We start from the raw sequence: 19,354 nt of genomic DNA on the forward strand, positions 1-19,354 counted from the left end.
CGCCGGGTCCGGGCCGTACGCCGCGAGCAGGGCGCGGGCCCGGGCGCCCCAGGCCGGCACGACGTCGGGGACCATCTGATCGGCCGGCAGGTAGCAGGTGTGGACGGGCTGGCGGGCGCCGGAGCCGCCCGGCTGGCGAGCGGCGAGGTCCGCGTCGACGGGGTCGAGGGCGGCGGTCAGTCGGGCGACGACATCGGGCGGCAGCGTCGGCATAGCCCCAGTCTCCGGCCCTCGCCGCTCAAGTCGCCGATCGGGGCGCTACTCGGGGTGCCGGTCAGGTCGGACAGGCCGTCGGCCGGTGGCGGCCGGGAAGCCGGGGCGGTCGGGGTGACGGCGGCGGCCGGGGACGAAGCCGCCGCCGGTGCTGGGCGCACCGATCGGGGGGGTCGATGCGCGGCACCGGCGGCGGCGGTCTCGGTGGGGAGGTCCGGCTTCCCGCGCCCGAACCATCATCGCTCAGCTCGCCGGGCTCGAGGGGGTCAACCGGGTAACCCGGTCCGAACTGCCCTGTTGCTTTGTACCAAACGCCCCCTCGGAGGCAGCCGACCGGGGTCAGCCGCCACGGGTGGGAGATCGACGAGGTCGACCGAGCATCCAGATCTTCGACATCGTCTCGGGCGGCGACCAGACCGGGCCGGCGGTGTTGAACAGGTCCAGGTCGGTGCTGATCGTGGTGGGCAGGCGGCCGAGGTCGAACCGCGCCCGCGCCGCAGCGAAGCGGAAGTCGGCGGCCTCGCCCGCCCGGCGGCGCCGCCATGTGAATGCCGCGTCCGGCTGCCCGGAACGAAGCCGGACGCGGCACACATCCCTAGGTCATGACCGCGCAGCGAGCCGCCGGGGCGGCTTCACGGCCTGGCTGCGCGAGCAGAGACCCGGCGGGTGCCGCCCTCGCCGCCGAGGGTCGGCGGTGCACATCGTCTGTCAGTCATCATCCATCTCCTTTGCCGGGCGATGCCCGGGATCCCAGGTGCGTAGCGGTTCGTTCGGCGTGCTGGTCGTCGAATCCGGCTGAGCCAGGGACCAACGCGACTTCTTCGCGCCGTTGCGCCAGGGGCTAAGAGTGATCGTCCATTCGTATCGCCTGCCCTGCGGATTCGGATCCTGCCAGGTGACCTCCCATCCGCCGGTAGGCAGCCGGACGGGCGGCGTGACCGTCCCGAGGCCGCTCAGCTCGCTCACCCGCGGCTGGTAATCGGGATCCGCAAAAACGAAGCGGATGCAAAAATCGATCATCGGTGACGTTCTGTCGGACGGCATTGTGTCGTGCCATACGAGACGGTCGCGGCCGGTCTTGCGCAGCACCCGCCACAGGCCCTTGGGGCGGTAGCGGAAACTCCAGGTCGTCTCGCCGGTCACGGTCGGCACGAAGATGAGCCAGACCTGCAGGAACTCGGCCGTGCGGATGAGCCGATGGTGGACCTGGACCGGACCGTCCTCGCTGCTGTCGACGCTGCACTCGAAGTCGATGTCCGCCAGCTTCCGCGGCATCTTCCAGTGGTCCGGCATGATCGGCCGCACCAGTCGGTGGATGAACTGCGGGTCCGGCTGGACCCGTACCGTCTCCATGACCAGGTCATCGGCGTCGCGGCGGCCGACAAGGATGTCGACGGAGACCCGCTCCTTGTTGGGTGCCGACTGACGGGTGACGATGTCGACAAGGTCCTTGGCCAACTGGTCGCCCGCGAGTCGGCCGCGATCGCGGGCAGCGAGGTAGCCGCCGCCGAAGAGCAGGGCGGCATAAGCGGCCGAGGCGACGGCGACGACGCGGAGTACCAGTTGCGCGGTCCCCGCCGTCCAGTTGCCGAGGCTGGTGACGCTTGCCCCGATCGTGAAGAGAAAAGCGACGACCTCTCGGATATGCGACCAGAAGTCGTCTCGCCTGTCACCGCGCACTGCAGTTCACCTTCCGAGCTGACAGCTTCGATATCTGCGCTGTGGAACTCCCGCAGCGGCGCGTAGACGGCGGCGGGTTGACTCCCGGGTGTCCCGGCGCCGCACGGATAGACACGCTGCGTGTCGGCCGGACTTCTTGCTTGGCGCCTGCTTTCAGGCTCCTCCGCTGGATGGCGCTCTGGCCCGCGTGGGAACCTGGTGAATGCACCGGACGTTGAGAAACTCTTCGTAGTTCTTCTTGCCGCGCTCCAGTTCCTCTGCCACACTAAGCTTTGCTTAAGATCCACTTCTGGTCGGGGGAGTGCCAGCTCGGTCCTGAGGCCGGGCGGCGGATTCGTTCGGGGGACGACAATGGCCAAGGCGATTGACGGAGCAGTGGCTCACGGGTCGGGAGTGCCGCCGGAACATGGCGGCGAAGGAGGGCAGGTCGCCGCCGCGCGCGGGGGGCGGGATCGCCATATTCTCGCGATCGGATTCCCGCTCGTGACGCGCCTGCCGGCGCGTGCTTTCCTGGCCCTGGCGATCTGCATGGAGGTGTTGCTCGTCGCGCTCGTGCTGGCGCCCATCAACCGTTAGTGCTCCCAGGTCGGTAGCCGGTAGGTCTCGTGCACAACCGCGCAACGGAGGTTGTCCGGGCTGCGGCTCGTCCCAGCCCGGATCGCCCGCTCTCGACTGCTGGCGCGCGGCCACGACCGTGTTCGGGTGATCTGGTCCCCGTCGGCAGGAAACCACGGCTGTCCTCCGCTGCTGGATGGTCCGCGCGGTGATGCATACGGCTGGCAGACCTCGGCGGAGATGACATCTCGTTCTGTGGTCCGGTAGTGCCGTAGTCCCCGTTGCGTAGGTTTCCCAAACTACCCTTTCGCTAGTCGATCGCAAGGTACACGGCGGAATCTGTCGGGAAGAAAGTTTTCCACAACGGTCTCCGACTGGACGCCCATGCTGTCATTCGACAAAAAATGCCGCCCATTGTTTGCTTCGCGCGGGCTCACCAGTAGCGCGCCCTAATCGTGCCCTTTTGTCGCGACCGGTCCAGGTTTCGCAAGGTGTCGGACTGAGTGTTAGCTGTGTTGCCGACGTTGCTGCGGTCACTGCTGTTGCCGGTGTTGCCGGTGTTGCCGGTGTTGCCGGTGTTCGCCGCGGCTGGGCGCCGAATGGGGCCGTCCCGTGGGGGCGTCCCAGGCGGCGCCGGGGGACGGGCGGCCAGTCGAGTCCGGCGGCTCGGTCCGGCGCGGGCGGGAGCGCGCCGCCGCTGGTCCTCACTCCGATCCCGCTTTATGTGCCTAGACTGGCAACATATATTCGTTGACCTGGACAGCTGAAGATCTGGGCGGGACGACCTGCGGCGCCGTGCCCGCCTGGTGCCGGTGGCCCGCCCGCCCCGTGGGAGGGACGGACGCATGGCCGACACGCAGACAACCCCGGTCACCGAGCTGCTCAACGAGCTGCTCGGCAGCTACTGGGCGGGCTACGCCCAGCACCGCACCCATCTCGTCCTCGTCGAGTCCTGGGGCCTGCACGGCCTGGCCGCGGGTATGGCCCAGCGGATCGCCGACGAGCCGGTCACCATCGCCGCGGTGCTGAACCGGCTGCTCGACCTCGGCGGCCGGCCGGACTTCGTGGTGGCCAAGCCGGCCATCGGGACGACCCTGCGGGAGGTGCTGGAGAACGACCTGGCGGCCCAGCGCGGCGCGCGTCCCGGCCTGAACCAGGCGGCGGAGGTCGCCGCCGCCGAGCACGACGCGACCACCCGCATCCTGATCGAGACCGTCCTCGCCGACGAGGAGCGGCACCTGGCCTGGCTCGACACCGAGCTGTCGCTCTACCACCGACTCGGCGAGCCGCTCTACACCGCGCAGCGCCTCGCCGTGGCCACCGCCGACGCTGCCCCGTCGCCGGCCTGAGCACGTCCCGCTTGTCCGGAGGCGTCGGCGCCCGATTGATAGTCGGTCAGGGCCGGGCATCGGTATTGAGGGTGGCGAGCAGGCCGGCGGCGCGCATCGCGGGGTAGGGATGGTCGGGGAGCGCCGGGAAGGCGTTGGCGATGCGGATGCGCAGCTCGACCTTCGGGTTCATCCCTGGCACGTCGAGGGCGTCGGCGCGGGCCAGCGGTCAGGTGTCGCAGGTGGGCGCGCGGCCGCCGCTCATCGGAGCACGGTGCCCGCACCGGCCTGGGGGATGGCGGCGGGATCGACGCCGACGTCGTCGAAGGCGCGTTGGATGCCGGCGGCGAGCGTGCGGTGCCGGTCGAGCATCGCGGGCAGGTCGGGATGCACCGGCCGGCCGTCCTCGACGACGAGCCGGCCGGCCACGACGGTGTGCCGGGCGGCCACCGGGCCGCAGCGCAGCCAGGCGTCGATGGGATCGGACAGCGCCCCGGCGAAGGCGACCCCGTCCAGGGGCCAGACGACCAGATCGCCGACCGCCCCGACGGACAACTCGCCGATCTCGCCGGTGCGGCCGAGGCAGCCCGCGCCGCCCCGGGTGGCGATCTCCAATGCGTCGCGGGCCGACATCGCGGCGGAGCCGTGCCGCAGCCGGCCGAGCAGCATCGCCGTGCGGGCCTCCAGCCACAGCGACGCCGAGTCCGCGGATGACGAACCGTCGCAGCCGAGGCCGACAGGGACGCCGGCCGCCCGCAGCTCGGCGATCGGCGCGAGCCCGCCGCCGAGGATCATGTTGCTGCTCGGGCAGTGCGCCACCCCGGTGCCCCAGGCGCCCAGCCGGGCGACCTCCTCGGGGTTCGGGCAGATGCAGTGCGCCACCCACGCCCGATCCCCGGCCCAGCCGACCTCGGCGAACTGGTCGATGGGCCGGCGGCCGAACACCGCCAGGCAGTACTCGTCCTCCTCGGGATCCTCGGCGAGATGGGTGTGCAGACGCACGTCGAGCTGCTCGGCGAGCTCTGCGGTGGCGCGCATGAGCGCCGGGCTGACCGAGAACGGCGAGCAGGGCGCGAGCGCCACGCGCACCATCGCGCCCCACGACCGGTCGTGGTGGCGGGCGACCAGCCGGGCCGACTCGGCAAGGATCTCGTCGTCGTCCTGGACCACCGAGTCGGGCGGCAGGCCCCCGTCCTTCGCCGACAGCGACATCGACCCGCGGGTCGGGTGGAACCGCACGCCGAGGGCCGTCGCCGCGGCGATCTCCGCCGAGATCAGGTCCCCGCCGCCGCGCGGATGCACGTAGAGATGGTCGGTGGTCGTGGTGCAGCCGCCGAGCGCCAGTTCCGTGAGCCCGACGTAGGCCGAGACGTGCACCGCCTCCTCGTCCAGCCGTGACCACAGCGGGTACAGCGTCGACAGCCAGGTGAACAGGGTGCCGCCCAGGGCCGGCGCGAAGGCGCGGGTGAGGTTCTGGTAAATGTGATGGTGCGTGTTCACCAGGCCGGGCGTGACGAGTGCGCCGTCGGCGCGCAGGGTGCGTCCGGCCGGCGGCGGCGAATCGGCCGGCCCGCCGATCGCGCTGACCAGCCCGTCGGTCACCGCGACCCACCCGCCGCGGATCTCCCGGCGGTCGGCGTCCACGGTCGCGACCAGCTCGGCGCCGACGACGAGCAGATCGGCGGGAACGGGAACGGTGATGGGACGGGAAACGGCGGGCCCCGATGTGGGCGCAGCTGTTGGGGCGGGCGCCGGTGCCGGTGTGGGCGCAGCTGCCGGTGTGGACGCAGCTGCCGGTGTGGGCGCAGCTGCCGTTGGGGACGCGGAGTGCGGCTCGGTCATGGCCGCCGATTCTGCGTCCCGCTCATTACGCCCGGGTGTCACCGGCCGCGTCCGGAGGTTCCGGCGTGCCCGCTGACCTGCCCGGAGCCGCGGCCGCGTCGGTCTCGGTGCCGGTCTCGAAGCCGGTTTCGAAGCCGGTTTCGAAGCCGGTCGCGACGCAGGTCGTGGCGATCGATGACCCGGCGGATCCGCGCGTCGACGACTTCGTCGCACTCACCGATGTCGCCCTGCGCCGGCGCCGGGAGCCGACCGACGGGCTGTTCATCGCCGAGGGCGAGCGGGTCATCACCCGGGCGCTGCGGGCTGGCTACCGGCCCCGTTCGGTCCTGGTCTCCCCGGCCCGGCTGGGCGCGGTACCGGCGGACCTGCCGGGGGACGTCCCCGTCTACGTGGCCGGGGCCGACGTCCTCGCCGCCATCACCGGCTTCGAGGTGCACCGCGGCGCGCTCGCGTCGATGTGCCGACGTCCACCGCTGGCCCCGGTGGACGTGCTCGCCGCAGCGAGGCGGGTCCTCGTCTGTGAGGACATCGTGAGCCACACCAACCTGGGGGCGATCTTCCGTTCGGCCGCCGGGCTCGGGATGGACGCGGTCCTGCTGAGTCCCCGCTGCGCCGACCCGCTCTACCGCCGTTCCGTGCGGGTCTCGATGGGCGAGGTCTTCGCCGTGCCCTACGCTCGGCTCGACCCGTGGCCGGGCGCGCTGGGCCTGCTCCGCGACGCCGGTTTCACCCTGCTGGCGCTGACCCCCGCCGCCGACGCCGCCGATCTCGGCGCCTTCGCCGCCCACCTCGACACCGCGGACCCGACCGCCGCGGGCCCGACCGACTCCGGCCCGACCGGCTCCAGTCCGGCCGCCCTCGGGTCGGCTGGGGCGCCGGCGCGCGTCGCGCTTCTGCTCGGCACCGAGGGGCCCGGCCTGTCCGCACCGACGCAGGCGGCGGCGACCGCGCGGGTCCGCATCCCGATGGCGCACGGCGTCGACTCGCTCAACGTCGCCGCCACCGCCGCCATCGCCTGCTACCTGCTGGGCCGGCGCTGACTGCACCAGCTGCCTGCCGGTGCCTGGCGCGCCGAACACTGCTGGAGATTGACGACGGTTGGGGTCCCAGCACCGCTCCGCGAGGAGGCGCGGCTGGGAGCGGAGCCACATGGTTGCTCTGTAGGGACGAATAGGACGCCGAACCCTCCAGAAGAACCACGAAGGCGCTCTCCCCTGCATCCGCCGCCCACGCGCGAACCGCCACCCAGATCGCGACCCGCCGTCCCTGGGCCGCCCGCCGCCTCTGGGCCGCCCGCCGTCCCTGGGCCTTCCGACGTCCTTGGGCTGTCAGACATCACGGAACGTGATGGTCGGGACGGGAGAGGGCTTCTGGGCCGCTGCGCTACGACGCGAGCCACGTGCAGCCGGGTAGCGGCAGATTGCGCAACACCCAGAAGGCGATGATCAGCACCGGGATGATCGGCAGCAGCCGGGCCGGAACGCGGGGCAGCGGGCGCTGCCAGCCGGCGGCCCGCGCCACCGCCACCGCCCAGCCGAGGACCAGCATCGGCGCGGCGACGACGAAGAAGAGGTTGTAGCCGGCGGCCGCGCCTGGATGCCCGTGCAGGAGCTGATGCAGTCCGCGCAGCGTGCCGCACCCGGGGCAGTCCAGGGACGTCGCCCAGCGGAACGGACAGGTGGGGTAGTGGCCTGGTTGGGCCGGATCGACGAGATAGACCCGTACGGCCGCAGCGGCCGCAACCGCGCCCACCGCGGCGAATCCGCCCAGGCGCGCCCGCGGTGACCAGTCCCGCGGTGACCAGTCCCGCGGTGATCGTGCCCGCGGTGATCGTGCCCGCGTCGCCACGACCGGGACGGGCGGCGGATGGTCCGGATGCGGGATCGCGACCGTCACCCGAGCAGCGTAGCCGGGGCAGCGAGGGCCCGCGCCTGCCGGCGGCCATACCGACACCCAGCTCCCGACACCCGGCTTCCCGCTCGACGCCCTGGTTGCGGATGTCACGGACGGTCACTCCAGATGCAGGGCGATCTCCTCGGCCGCGGTGTTCCTGGTCGCCACGTCCTCGTCCCCCTCGAAGGCCGAGTCCTCCAGGGCCGTGTCCTCGAAGGCCGTGGTGTCATCGCCATTGACGTCAGCGCGCAGAATTCGGCCCGACTCCCGGCGCTCGGCCTCCAGGTAGGGGTCGGTGTCCGGCTGCTCGGCCGCGAGCTGCTCCGCGAAGGACGAGCCCTCGCGTTCCTCCCGCGGCGTGTGCGGGTACCGGACGCTCGCGCTCGGCCGGTCCGGAGCCTCCCAACTGTCATCGAGCGGGTCTCGGCCGGCGTCCGTCGAGCCGAGGTCGTCGCTGTCGAACGTCTCGGCGGGTTCCAGGGGCGAGTCCTCGCGGTTCCACGAGTCGGAATCCGAGGCTGGCTGCGTCACGTGGGCCTCCCCGACCGGTTCCCGGTGAGCGGCGGTCGTCCGGTGACGCGCACCTGGACGGATCGCCGACGGGTCCGGTCGCTGTCGACATCGGTGCGTCCCGGGCCGTTCCCGGCACGCCTCGAGGTTGCACCTTCCCTGGCCCGGCGGTGCTAAGCCCGCACCGCGCCGCGCTTTGTCCGTCGGCGCGCGCCACCGCCGGCCGCGCCGACCCGGCAGCCGGCCCGGGGCAGTGTCGACGGGCTCGACGGAGGCCGGGCCGGACCGCCGGTGGCCTCGGGGCGAAAACCGCTGGGGCCAAAGTCCTCTTTCCTCTGCGGCCGGCCGGATAATCGCGGGGAAGCGGGTTGGTCGTGTGCCATGATGCGACGGTGTCTCCACCTGAAAAAGTCGCTCCGAGGCCTAGCGCGACCATCTGGCTGGGATTGGCCGTCGTAGCAGGATTCGGGCCGTATGTGGTCAGCGGAATTCGGACGGAACAGGTGGTCGTCTACGGCGGCCTGCTCCTCTTCCTGCCGTTCGGAGGGATTTTTCGCGGGCTCGGCCCAAGGCATCTCCTGGTGGCGCTGACCTGGACATTCTTCGCTCTCTACGTGGTCTTGGACTCGATTGGCGTGACGGTTTCGGGGGATTTCTTTCCCGGCTCCCTGCAGGCTGGCGTAGACAACTACGTCTATCCCGCCGCGGTGCTTTTCATGGTCGGTCGGTGGTTGGCGGCGGGCTATACACGGCAGGCCGCACTCGACCGTTTCTGCCAGATCTTCCTGGCGCTGATGATGCTGAACGGCGTGATCGCGGTGGTCGGCTTGTTCGTCGACCTCTCGCCCGTTCTGGCCGCCTTCTGGGGGGGTGTCGCCCTAGACGGGCAGAGTGTGGCCGTGCTGGCGGCGAACAACGGCCGACTGTCCGGGATCTTCAACCAGCCGGTGGAGGCGGGAGTCGCCTACTCCCTTGCCCTGTTCGCGGCGGTCTACCTGTTGGCCCGGCCCGAACGCGGTCGCGATCGGCCGGTCGTCCTCGCCGTCGCGATTCTGCCGATCCTCGTCGGCGGGGTGCTCTGCGTCTCCAAGATCTTCCTGCTGTGCGGGCTGCCGCTGGCGCTGTGGCAGGCGGCCAGGTTCGGGCGTCCGCTGCGCCGGTTGTTGACCGTCGGTGGTGGGCTCGCCCTGGGTGGCGTCCTGGCCGGCGAGCTGGGGCTCGCGCGCTGGAACGGCTCCTGGATGCTGCGGATGCTGATCCCTGGGGCGGGCTCCAACGGCCTGTTCGCGCAGTACACCGCCGACCGGTTCCAACCGCTCGGAGCCTCCGCGCGAGCCTGGAACTTCGTCCTCGACACCCGGCCCTGGCTCGGCTATGGCGCCGGTGGCCTCGCCGTCCCCTACGACAGTGCCTGGGCCGAGGCCGTGGTCGCCGGCGGTCTGCTCGGCGTCGCCCTGCTGACCGGTGTCCTGCTGCTGGTGGCCATCGCCTGGTGGCGGACCCGGCGGCAGCGGGAGCCGGCGGAACAACGCTTCGCCACCTGTGTGACCATGCTGTGCCTGGCCAGCACGCTCGGCCTACCGGTGCTGACCGCCAACCGCGTCGCCCTTTTCCTGTGGATCCTGCTCGCTCTGCTGCTGTTCGCCGAGGACGGCCCGCTCAGCCGGCCCCTCGTCGGCCCCGGCCGCTCGCTCGCCCCCGCCCCGGCGCTGAGCGGGGATCGCCGCCGCGCCGGCGGCACCCGCCCCCAGGCGACGGTGCCGCAGCCGCGCGAGGACCGCCCAGCCACCCGGCCCGGGCAGGGAACGGTTCTTCAGGCGTAGCGCCGGCCGTTCGACAAGCCGCCAGCTCGCCAGCGCCAGCATGGTGGTGGCGGCCAGGCAGGTGAGGAAGTACGGCACCAGGCCGAGCCGGTGCAGGCCGTAGACGGCGAACAGCTGCTGCACCGGCGCCGAGTAGATGTACGTGCCGTAGGACAGGTCGTCGCGGGCGGCGACCTTCCACAGCGGCAGCCGCAGCGCCGCCCACACGCAGACGTAAGCCAGCGGAAGGCTGATGACCGTGTGCCCGTCCGGACACAGCAGACCGGCAGCGGTCAGCGCGACCGCGAGCAGACCCAGCCGCGAGGAGAACGGCACGCGGTCGGCGTACAGGTACAGCAGGGCGCCCGCGAGGAACAGCGAGCCCAGGCGCACCGCGGCGCCGGCCAGGTCGCTGGCGAGCAGCGTGGGAAGCCGCTCGAGGGCCGACCAGCGCAGCACCCACACCACCCACAGCGCCACGGTGAGCCCGCCGACCACCGCCCGCCGGCGGCGCAGCAGGCCATACGCACCCAGGGCGGCGATGCCGAGGTAGCACAGCGCCTCCCAGAACAGGGTCCACAGCGAGCCGTCCCACGCGACCGGCCCCCCGGGCATCCTGGCGATGGGCACCTGCCGCGGGGTGCCGGCGATGTCGTAGAACCGCATCGCCAACAGGCTGTTCGCGGTCAGGTAGGTGAAGGGGCCGTGCGGGTGGGAGCCGAAGTAGCCGGCCAGCGTCCGGTGCTCGTGCAGCCAACCGAGCGGAGCGATGACCATCGCGACGACGACGAGGCACACCCAGAATCCGGGCAGGACGCGAAGGAACCGGTGCCACAGGAACCTTGGGGTGGACCTGACCTGCACGCGGCTGCGGGTGATGAGGAAGCCGCTGATGACGAAGAAGCAGTCGACGGCGAGTACGGCCGGGTCGTACTGGGCGGTGGGCGCGGGGGCGAATCCCCCGGCGGCCAGGCCATGCTGGACGAAGACGACCAGTGCCAGCCCGATCCGCAGGAATCCGAAACTGTTCCGGCGCGGGTCGAACGCCGACCCCAGCGTCTGTCGCGGTTGCTGGCGGCTCATCCGGTCACCACGGGTTCGGCGTGAATGCCCTGGCCTGGACGGCGACGCAGTGGACGGCGACGCAGCCAGGAACATCGCCGCTGGACGTGCGGTAACTGCGCGGGCAGGTCCGGCCCCGGTCGAGCCGGCGAATCGCGAACCTCAACACGACACGCCTGCCTTCCGGTGGGTGGGTAGGAGGTGGCTGCCCGTCGTCTCGGGCGAGTGGATCCGAGTCCTGGTCGCGCGCGGCGACTCTCCGGCGGAATATAGCTATCCGTAGTCGGCAAGTCATTGATGGTGACACGCTGTGCGTGGCGGGGATGGCGCGGTCGATCCCCACTCCCATCTCAGGTGAGGGTCTGCCGAGCGGGGCGCGGCGGGTACGACCAACAGTCCGGATGCCAACGGCAGCAGTATGGACACGATTACCGCGTGGGGCGACCCCGCTTGCCACCGGGCGGCAGTTAGCGTATAGCGTCCCGCTTTGTGGCTACTGTTGCTGAGCGGATACTCGACCAGCTCGCCAAGGTTCCCGAAGGATTGGACGACGGCAGGCTGGCGACGGCAATCGGGGCGAACCGGGGCACGGTGAACCAGGTCTGCCGGCGACTCGCCCAGACCGGCCAGTTGCGCCGCGCGCAGGGCGCCGGCGGCCTCATCCTCAACCGCCTGTCGCAGCCGGCCGACCCGGCCCCCGAGATCCCGGGTGGCTCCGTCCCCACCGGTTCCGTCCCCGGGGTGCTGGCCCAGGCCGACCCGCCTGCTGTGACCGACCCGCCTGCTGTGTCCGCCCCTGCTGCTGTGGCACCGGCCAGCCCGGCGGGGTTGGCCCCCTCGGTGGAACCGGAACAGTCCACGGCGGAGACCGGCGCCGAGCCGGCGGAGAAGATCGAGCCGCTTAGCGTCGCGCAGCCGCAGCCGCAGCCGCAGCCGCAGCCGCAGCCGCAGCCGCAGCCGGCCGTCGAGCCGGAGCCGGCGACCGAGCCGGTCGCCGAGGCCGCCCCGCTGCTGCTCGCGGAAGGCCAGCCGACCGACGAGCCCGAGGCGGCGGCTGTGCCCGAGCAGGCGGCTGTGCCCGAGCAGGTCGTCGTGTCCAGGCCGGTCGCTGTGTCCGAGCAGGCTGTCGTGTCCGAGCAGGCTGTCGTGTCTGTGCCGGCCGTTGAGAGCGGGCAGGCCGTTGAGTCCGCGCCGGTGGTTGAGTCCGCGCCGGTGGTTGAGTCCGAGCAGGCCGTCGGGTCTGAGGTGGCGACTGAGCCTGAGCCGGTCGGGTCTGAACTGGTTGTCGAACCGGTGGCAGTGGGGGAGCCGGCCCCGGTCGTGGAGGTAGCCGCCGAGTCGGAGGCAGAGGTAGCCGCCGAGCCGGAGGCAACTGCCGAGCCGGAAGTAGCGGCCGAGTCGGTGGTAGCCGCCGAGCCGATGGTGGAGGTCGAGCCGGTGGTGGAGGTCGAGCCGGTTCTCGTCGTGGCGGGGGAGCCGGTCGTGGCCGAGGACGGGGAGCGGGTCGCCGTGCCGGCGCCGGAGCCTGTCCAGGTGGCGCAGGAGGTACTGGCCGCCATAGCCGTGGCCGGGGCCGGGGTGCCCTCGTCCCCCAGCGCGGCAGAGGACTCGGTGGCGACGCTCGGGCAGGTCCTGGCCGCCCTCGACGAGGCGATGGCCCGGCTGGGGAGCACGATCCCGCCGGCATCGGCGACGGCCCCGGGCGATGCCACGACGGCGGTGGGGCAGGCGGGCGGTACGGTAGCCGAGCCCTCCGGGACGGAGGCGGTCCTCGCGGCGGCTCCGGCCACCGACGGGGGCGGCGACCGGACGGGGACCGGCGTTCTCCCTTCCGCGGAACTGGCCACCGACAGCGTCGTCGTGGTGGCAGAGGGCGCGGGAACGGGTGACGGGGAGGGCGGTAAGGGCGTGGGCGGGGACAGCTCCCCGACCGCGGAGGAGGCACCGGTGGAGCGCGCGAGCGCGCCTGCGGTGCGTCGAAGCTGGTGGCGCCGGATGTTTGTACGCAACGCCGGTTGATGTAACGGTACGTGGTCGGCGGCGGCTGGTTGGCCGTCGTCAGCCTGACGTAGCGAGGGCGTCGATCCGGCCGTACCGTTCGAGCGTCACCGATCTACCAGGGGAGAGCATGTCCATGCGAGCGAAATCGCTCGTCGCCGCCGTCGTGCTGTCGTCGCTGGCGCTCGTCGCCTGCGGCAGCCGTGCGGGCAGCACTGCGGGCAACACCGGGTCGACCACGGCCCCCAGCACGCAGGCCGGCGCCTCGAACAACACCGCCTCCGACGTCGGGGTCACGCCCACCGAGATCAAGATCGGGACGATCGCCGGTCTGAGCAGCGGTTTCGGTCCAGACACGTTCTCCGCCTCGCTGTACGGGGCGCGAGCCTACTTCAAGGCGCTCAACGCGGCGGGCGGCGTGAACGGCCGCAGCGTGAACCTCGTCGAGTGCGACGACAAGGGCAGCGGCGACGGCAACGTGAGTTGTGCGCACAAGCTCGTCGACGACGAGAAGGTCTTCGCACTCGCCGGTGTGACCGCCTTCAACTACGCGGGTGCGCAGTACATCAACTCGAAGAGCGTGCCCGACATCGGCGGCCAGCCCGTCGGCACCGAGTACGACCAGTACCCGCACCTGTACTCGATCTACGGCAGCTACTACCCGCGCAACGGTGACCGCCCCGGCTACAACGGCACGCTGTACGCAGGGACCGAGATCTACCGCTGGTTCAAGCAGAATCTGCACACCAACGTCGCCGGGGTCGTGTACTACAACGTGGCCCCGTCGCAGCGCTACGCCAAGTCGGTGGCCGACGGCCTGCGCAAGGAGGGCTACAACGTCGTCGAGGAGCAGATCAACCTCGGGGCGCCGAACTGGGACTCCGCTGTGCTCGACCTCAAGCGGCGCGGCGTGCAGATCGTCTTCGACGCGATGGACGACGGCGGCAACGCGCAGCTCTGCAACTCCATCGAGAGCCAGAAGATGGGGCTGCAGGCGAAGGTGACCACGCCGCAGGGCTGGGCGAACAACATCGGCCAGGTCTACAGCGCGTCGCCGAACTGCCGGAACACGATCTACTCGACCAGCGGCTCGGCCAACTACCAGGACACCTCGATCCCCGCGGTCGCGCAGTTCCAGAAGGATCTCCAGGCGGCGGCGCCCGACCGGGTGGCCAAGGAGAACCTGTGGACGCTGGAGGGCTACGCCTCTGCCCAGTGGCTGACCGACGCGATCCGGTCCTGCGGCGCCAACGTGACCCGCACCTGCGTCGAGGCGTTCATGAACAGCGGCAAGGACTATGACGGCCACGGGCTGCTCATCTCGGCCGGCCGCAACTTCACGAAGGCCGCGCAGCCACCCGCCGAGGACAAGAACTGCTTGAACGTCGCCCGCTGGAAGGACTCGGCGAACGGCGGCAAGGGCGGCTGGGAGTCCCAGGTCAAGGACATGAACACCAACTGCTTCACCGTTCCGAACCTGCCCTACCCGGCGGGCTGACGACCGGCGGCCCAGCCTGTCGACAGGTGACGGCCGCCGAACGACTCGGGCCCCGGCCGGGATCCCCGCATCCGCGGGTGGTCCCGGCCGGGGCCCGACTCGTGGCAGCGGGCGAGCGGTTCCGGCGGGGGTGGGTTCAGACCGGGGAGTGGTTCAGGCGGGGGAGCGGGTCAGGTGGAGGCGCCGGCGGGCGCGGGGCCGGCGAACTCGGCGGGCGTGCCGGCGAAAGACCGTTCCCCGCGGTGCAGGACGTAGACCTGGTCGGCCATGGCCAGCGCCTGCTCGGTGTACTGATCGGCGAGCAGGACCGTGGTGCCGGAGGCGGCCACGGTCGCCAGCCAGCCGAACAGGTCCGCGGCGACCTTCGGAGACAGGCCGAGGGACAGCTCGTCGACCATGAGCACCGAGGGGCGGGCGAGCAGGGCCCTGGCCAGCGCCAGCATCCGGCGCTCGCCGCCGGACATCGAACCGGCGCGCTGGGTGAGCCGCTCGCGCAGCCGGGGGAACGACTCCAGCGCCGGGGTGATGTCGGGATGCCCGCTCGCCTCGGCGATGATCTGCAGGTTGTCCCGGACCGACAGGGTGGCGAACACGGCCCGCTCGTCCGGCACCAGCATCAGGCCACGGCGCGCTCGATCGACGGTGGACAGCCGGGTGATGTCCTCGCCGCGCCAGGTCAGGGTGCCCGCCCGCAGCGGGATGAGCCCGGACAGCACCCGCAGGGTGGTGGACTTGCCCGCGCCGTTCGCGCCCAGCAGCGCGGTCACCTTCCCGGCCGGGATGGTGAGGTCGAGGCCGTGCAGGACCTCGACCGTGCCGTAGCCGGCGCGGGCCCCCGTCAGAGCGAGCTCGGCGGTCGCCGTCGTCATCGTGCCTCCCCGGACTGCCCTGCCACGGCGAGGGGTGCCTGCGCCAGGTACACCGACCGCACGGTCGGGTCGTTGCGGACCGTCTCCGGGTCGCCGGAGGCGACCACCCGACCGCCGACCATCGCATACACCTGATCGACGACGGAGAAGACGAGGTCGACGTCGTGGTCGACGATGACGATGCCGACCCCGCCGGCGGCGGTCCGGCGCAGCAACTGCGACAGCTTGGCGGTTTCCTCGCTGTCCAGGCCGCTGGCGGGCTCGTCGAGGAGCAGGATGTCCGGGCGCGCGCACAGCGCCCGCGCGAACTCGACCAGCCGCAGCGCCCCGGTGGGCAGCGTGCCGGCGATCGTGTCCCGCACGTCGGACAGGCCGAGGGAGTCCAGGACCTCCTCGACGATCTGGGTCACCGGCCCCTTCGGGGCGAGCCCCAGCCTTTCGAGCCCGCGCTCGATGCTGTGGCTCACCCGGCTCCGGCCCTGCGCGGACAGGCCCAGCAGGCCGCCGGCGTAGTCCCGGCGCCGGTTCTCCGCGCCGACGAGCAGGTTGTCCGCGACGGTCAGGGTGGGGAACAGCGAGGGGACCTGGAAGGTCTGCACCAGGCCGCGCCGCGATCGGATGTCCGGCCGCATCCGGGTGATGTCGGTGTTGCCGAGCACCACCTTGCCCTCGTCGGGCTGCTCGACGCCGGTGAGCAGGCTGAACAGCGTCGACTTGCCGGCGCCGTTCGGCCCGATGAGGCCGGTGATCATGCCCGGCGGGGCGACGAGGTCGACATGGTCGACCGCGGTGAGGCCGCCGTAGCGGCGTACCAGGCCCACGGCCTGGAGCACGTGCCGGCTCATGCCCGGCCTCCCTCGGCTGGGTGGGTGCCGGCGTCGGCGCGGGACAAGTGCGGCACCGCCGGGCGCGGGGCGCCGTCCGGGCCCGCGGTGGCCTGCCGCTGGCGGGCCACCGCCGTCTGGCCGGCGGCGTACTGCTCGACCATCGCCACCAGGCTGGCGCCGAACGGCGTGAGCCGGGGGGCGTCCGCGGGCAGTCCGAGCTGGTTGCCGGACAGCGGCCAGCGGGCGTAGTGCCCGGCGCGGGCCGCCCCCAGGGTCGAACCGATCCCGGGGATGCCGGTGCTGCCGGTGATGCCGGTGGTGGCGGGCAGGTGGCCCACCGCGGAGATGCGCACCGGCACCGGCCGCGGGGCCCGCTGGTTGGGGTCGACGAAGCTGTCGGCGAGGTACTGGGCGAGCAGCCGCACCCCCCCGCGCACGGCCGAGGCGAGCCCGCCGGGCATCCATCCCAGGGCGAGCGCGAGGATGCCGATGGCGAGCGTCGATGATCCGGCCGGGGCCAGCACGTCGATCGTGACCATGAAGGCGGCGGCCACGATCGCGCCGGCCGCGCTGTCCGCGCCGAACACGACGACCGCCGTGAACCACAGCAGGCTCTGCAGCGGGGCGAAGTCGTCGGCGGAGAACGAGTAGCTGCTGTGCACCAGCAGCGCCCCGCCGAGCCCGGCGACGACGGAGGAGACGGTGAACGCCAGCAGCTTGAGGTTGCGCACGTCGACGCCGACCGCGGCCGCGCCCTCGGAGTGGTCACGCAGGGCGAGCAGGGCTCGGCCGAGCCGGCCGTGGTGCAGGTTGCGCACCACGAGCAGGCCGATGCCCAGGCAGATCAGCTCGAAGACGTAGAAGGCCTTCTCGGACAGCTCCCAGCCGAACAGCGACAGCGGGTCGAGGTAGAGCCCGGTGGCGAAGGTGGGCTGCTCGAAGACGAACCGGCTCACGACCGCCCCGACGGCGAAGGTCGTCAGGGCCAGGGTCAGCCCGCGGCGCCGGATCGCCGGGTAGCCGGTGATCAGGCCGATGGGGGCGACGAACAGCGCGCCGAGGAACATCGACGCGATCCCGGGGATGGCCGGCAGGCCGAACAGGTCGCCGTTGGCGAGCTTGAGCGACAGCAGTGCGCCGAGGCCCGCGAAGCCCGCCGCCCCGAGGGAGAGCTGCCCGCTGTAGCCGGTGACGATCACCATCGACAGGAAGATCAGGGCGAGCGCCGGCACCGTGAACGCCGAGCGCAGGTCGGAGGGCGCGAAGGTGAGCGGCGCGAGCAGCAGCGCCCCGCCGCCCAGTTTGCCGAGGTAGTCCCGGCGCAGGCGGACCCCGCTGACCCGCCCGGACGGCGGGGCGCCGCGACTGGAGAAGCTCGCCGTCGCACCCGAGTCGCCCGAGCCCAGCTCCCGCAGCTTCGGGACGGCCAGCAGCAGGACCAGCAGGGCGACGATGAACAGGTTCGACTGGAGCACGGTCAGGATCTGGCCGGCGTCGCCGTGCAGGGTGAACTGCTTGAGCTCGCTCTGCCCGATGGCGATGCCCAGCGCGGTGAGGACCGCGACCGGCATGCTCGACAGCCGGGCGGCCACGACCACCGCAAAGGTCTCCAGGACCAGCAGGGTCAGGCCGTAGGGGGTGAGCTGGAAGCGGGGGGCGAGCAGGATGCCGGTCAGGCCCGCCATCGTGGTGCCGGCGGCCCAGCCGGCGGCCGCCACCTTGTCCGCGGGCACCCCGGACAGCTCGGCGAGCTGGCGGTCGTCGACGACGGCCCGGATCTGGCGACCGAAGGCGGTACGGGCGGCGATGATCCCGATGACCACGGTGAACACCACGACCATGACCAGTTCGGCCAGGGCGTCGACCCCGACCCGGGAATCGCCGTACAGCCGGACCGACGAGTTCGGGAAGAGGCTGGGCGCGTCGCTGCGCGCCCCCAGCCCCCAGATGCCCGCGGTGATGCCGAGGCTCAGCACCAGCACGCCGAGGCTGGCGACGAGGGACTCGGCGGCCGACGCCCGACGGCGGGCCAACGGACGGAACACCAGCCGTTCGAGGAGCAGCCCGATGCCGGGGGACACCACGGCGAGGGCTACCACGGCGGCCAGCCAGATCGGCAGGTCCCACTCGACGACCATCTCGCGGAAGACGTAGGCCACCAGGGTGGCGATCCCGCCCTGGGCGAGGTTGAGCACGCCGTTGGTGCGATAGGTGACCAGCAGGCCGATGCCGGACAGGGCGGCGATGGCGCCCAGTGAGAGGCCGGCCAGCGCCAGATCGATGCTGGTCATCGGCCACCCCCTCGGCGTGAGCCGGCGCCGGCCGGGTCAATAGTGATCACGGGAACGTTCGCCTTCCGGGGCGCCGTCGCAGTGCGGGGAGACGCCGGCGGGTCAGGCGCGCGGGCCGGGGGCGCTGACGCCCGCCGGGCGGGCCGAGCCGCCCGGTGGGGTGTCACCGGCCGCGTTGTTGTAGTAGGAGTTCTGCGGTGGGGCCGCGGACTGCTGCTGGTAGGTCGCCTGGGCCGGGGCGGTCGGTAGCTCGCCGCCGACCTGCTCACCCACGGTGGCGGCCGCAATGATCAGCGAGTGCAGGTCGTCGACCTGGCCGACCGTCCGGGCCTGCGCGGCCTGTGCCGCTTCGAAGCGGTCAGCCACCAGCAACGCGCTGCCGATCAGGACGAGCGCCAGGCCGCCGAAACCCCCGGACACCACGTACGGTAGCTGCAGTGCGACGTCCGTCTCCTTGGAGACGCCCAGGTAGCAGCCGAGAAGCAGGACGCCGCCGGCTGCCGCCACCACCCATCCACGCAGCGCACGGACCACGTCGACCACCAGGCGCGCGGTGGGCCGGGGGTTACCGGTCCCAGCGGTCTGCTCGTCCACTTTCGTCTCCCCCATGGAGCGTCTCGTCGTCGGTCGTTCGGGCGGAGTCCCGCATGGCGCCCGTCCCGGTAGATGATCCGGGTCACGACAGACGTCAGATTAGTGCGAGGAGCTGACCGGGTGCTCTGTCGGGTGGCCCACGGATGTTCTCGGCGAGCTCCGGCGGCACGGGAGTCTTCGTCGCATTCGGTATCCGAGGATAGGCCAACGTCCGCCAAGGTCGGTCAAGTATGTCCGCTCACGGACAGTCTGGGCCTTATGTCGCCGACCGTCGACCCCAGGCCGATCGGTTCGCCTCGCCCGACGGGCCCCGCGGCCGCGGACTGACTTCGGCGGGCTTTGCTGCGGCGCAGGCCGCCGCCCGGATCTGGCGGCGCGCTGCCCGTCCGGGC

Annotated in this window: 16 protein-coding genes and 1 pseudogene; 5 read left to right on the forward strand and 12 right to left on the reverse strand. The window is 72.0% G+C overall.

The window, feature by feature from the left end; translation table 11 throughout:
- The 3 genes and pseudogenes from ND748_RS10085 to ND748_RS10095 all read right to left on the reverse strand — a co-directional run.
- Window positions 1-213 (reverse strand): annotated as a pseudogene (locus ND748_RS10085) (aldolase); the annotation flags it as partial.
- Between the two features lie 339 nt (window positions 214-552).
- On the reverse strand, window positions 553-804 hold the full coding sequence (locus ND748_RS10090) for a hypothetical protein (RefSeq protein ID WP_251745412.1): 252 nt from the start codon (window positions 802-804) through the stop codon (window positions 553-555).
- Between the two features lie 117 nt (window positions 805-921).
- A complete protein-coding gene (locus ND748_RS10095) occupies window positions 922-1,893 on the reverse strand; it encodes a hypothetical protein (protein WP_251745413.1) in 972 nt (323 codons plus the stop codon).
- A gap of 351 nt (window positions 1,894-2,244) precedes the next feature.
- Between ND748_RS10095 and ND748_RS10100 the strand changes: the two genes are divergently transcribed.
- Window positions 2,245-2,469 (forward strand): hypothetical protein, encoded by a 225-nt coding sequence (locus tag ND748_RS10100; RefSeq protein WP_251745414.1) that lies wholly within the window; start codon window positions 2,245-2,247, stop codon window positions 2,467-2,469.
- 824 nt (window positions 2,470-3,293) lie between these two features.
- On the forward strand, window positions 3,294-3,797 hold the full coding sequence (locus tag ND748_RS10105) for a bacterioferritin (protein ID WP_251745415.1): 504 nt from the start codon (window positions 3,294-3,296) through the stop codon (window positions 3,795-3,797).
- 46 nt (window positions 3,798-3,843) lie between these two features.
- Here the strand turns inward: ND748_RS10105 and ND748_RS33965 are convergent, their stop codons facing one another.
- Window positions 3,844-3,969: a hypothetical protein gene (locus ND748_RS33965; protein ID WP_285901880.1), complete on the reverse strand. Its 126-nt coding sequence runs from the start codon at window positions 3,967-3,969 to the stop codon at window positions 3,844-3,846.
- A 68-nt stretch (window positions 3,970-4,037) separates the two neighbouring features.
- Window positions 4,038-5,477 (reverse strand): 8-oxoguanine deaminase, encoded by a 1,440-nt coding sequence (locus ND748_RS10110; protein WP_251745424.1) that lies wholly within the window; start codon window positions 5,475-5,477, stop codon window positions 4,038-4,040.
- 206 nt (window positions 5,478-5,683) lie between these two features.
- On the opposite strand from ND748_RS10110, the gene ND748_RS10115 reads away from it, so the two are divergent.
- Complete coding sequence (locus ND748_RS10115) at window positions 5,684-6,658, forward strand: TrmH family RNA methyltransferase (protein WP_374215887.1); 975 nt, start codon at window positions 5,684-5,686, stop codon at window positions 6,656-6,658.
- A gap of 343 nt (window positions 6,659-7,001) precedes the next feature.
- Here the strand turns inward: ND748_RS10115 and ND748_RS10120 are convergent, their stop codons facing one another.
- The 3 genes from ND748_RS10120 to ND748_RS10130 form a co-directional block, all read right to left on the reverse strand.
- A complete protein-coding gene (locus ND748_RS10120) occupies window positions 7,002-7,370 on the reverse strand; it encodes a DUF2752 domain-containing protein (RefSeq protein ID WP_251745416.1) in 369 nt (122 codons plus the stop codon).
- Window positions 7,371-7,628: 258 nt separating this feature from the next.
- The gene (locus tag ND748_RS10125) at window positions 7,629-8,042 is read right to left on the reverse strand and encodes a hypothetical protein (protein WP_251745417.1); all 414 of its coding nucleotides are present in this window, start codon (window positions 8,040-8,042) and stop codon (window positions 7,629-7,631) included.
- A gap of 1,556 nt (window positions 8,043-9,598) precedes the next feature.
- On the reverse strand, window positions 9,599-10,906 hold the full coding sequence (locus tag ND748_RS10130; RefSeq protein WP_251745418.1) for an acyltransferase: 1,308 nt from the start codon (window positions 10,904-10,906) through the stop codon (window positions 9,599-9,601).
- 468 nt (window positions 10,907-11,374) lie between these two features.
- Between ND748_RS10130 and ND748_RS10140 the strand changes: the two genes are divergently transcribed.
- Together ND748_RS10140 and ND748_RS10145 are read left to right on the forward strand one after the other, a co-directional pair.
- Window positions 11,375-12,904 (forward strand): MarR family transcriptional regulator, encoded by a 1,530-nt coding sequence (locus ND748_RS10140; protein ID WP_251745419.1) that lies wholly within the window; start codon window positions 11,375-11,377, stop codon window positions 12,902-12,904.
- A gap of 115 nt (window positions 12,905-13,019) precedes the next feature.
- Window positions 13,020-14,381 (forward strand): ABC transporter substrate-binding protein, encoded by a 1,362-nt coding sequence (locus tag ND748_RS10145; RefSeq protein ID WP_251745420.1) that lies wholly within the window; start codon window positions 13,020-13,022, stop codon window positions 14,379-14,381.
- Between the two features lie 170 nt (window positions 14,382-14,551).
- Here ND748_RS10145 and ND748_RS10150 read toward each other — a convergent pair whose 3' ends face one another.
- The 4 genes from ND748_RS10150 to ND748_RS10165 all read right to left on the reverse strand — a co-directional run bounded on the left by ND748_RS10150 (window position 14,552) and on the right by ND748_RS10165 (window position 18,962).
- Window positions 14,552-15,250 (reverse strand): ABC transporter ATP-binding protein, encoded by a 699-nt coding sequence (locus tag ND748_RS10150; RefSeq protein WP_251745421.1) that lies wholly within the window; start codon window positions 15,248-15,250, stop codon window positions 14,552-14,554.
- Window positions 15,247-16,095, reverse strand: a complete 849-nt coding sequence (locus ND748_RS10155; protein ID WP_251745422.1) for an ABC transporter ATP-binding protein — start codon at window positions 16,093-16,095, stop codon at window positions 15,247-15,249. The genes ND748_RS10150 and ND748_RS10155 overlap by 4 nt, the downstream gene beginning before the upstream one ends.
- Window positions 16,092-18,368, reverse strand: a complete 2,277-nt coding sequence (locus ND748_RS10160) for an ABC transporter permease (protein WP_251745423.1) — start codon at window positions 18,366-18,368, stop codon at window positions 16,092-16,094. Before ND748_RS10160 ends, ND748_RS10155 begins: the two co-directional genes overlap by 4 nt.
- Window positions 18,369-18,470: 102 nt before the next feature.
- Window positions 18,471-18,962 (reverse strand): transporter, encoded by a 492-nt coding sequence (locus ND748_RS10165; protein ID WP_251745426.1) that lies wholly within the window; start codon window positions 18,960-18,962, stop codon window positions 18,471-18,473.
- Window positions 18,963-19,354: the final 392 nt, after the last annotated feature.

Origin of the sequence: Frankia sp. AiPs1 (assembly GCF_023716945.1) — a bacterium.
In the GTDB taxonomy this organism is placed as follows: Bacteria; Actinomycetota; Actinomycetes; order Frankiales; family Frankiaceae; genus Frankia.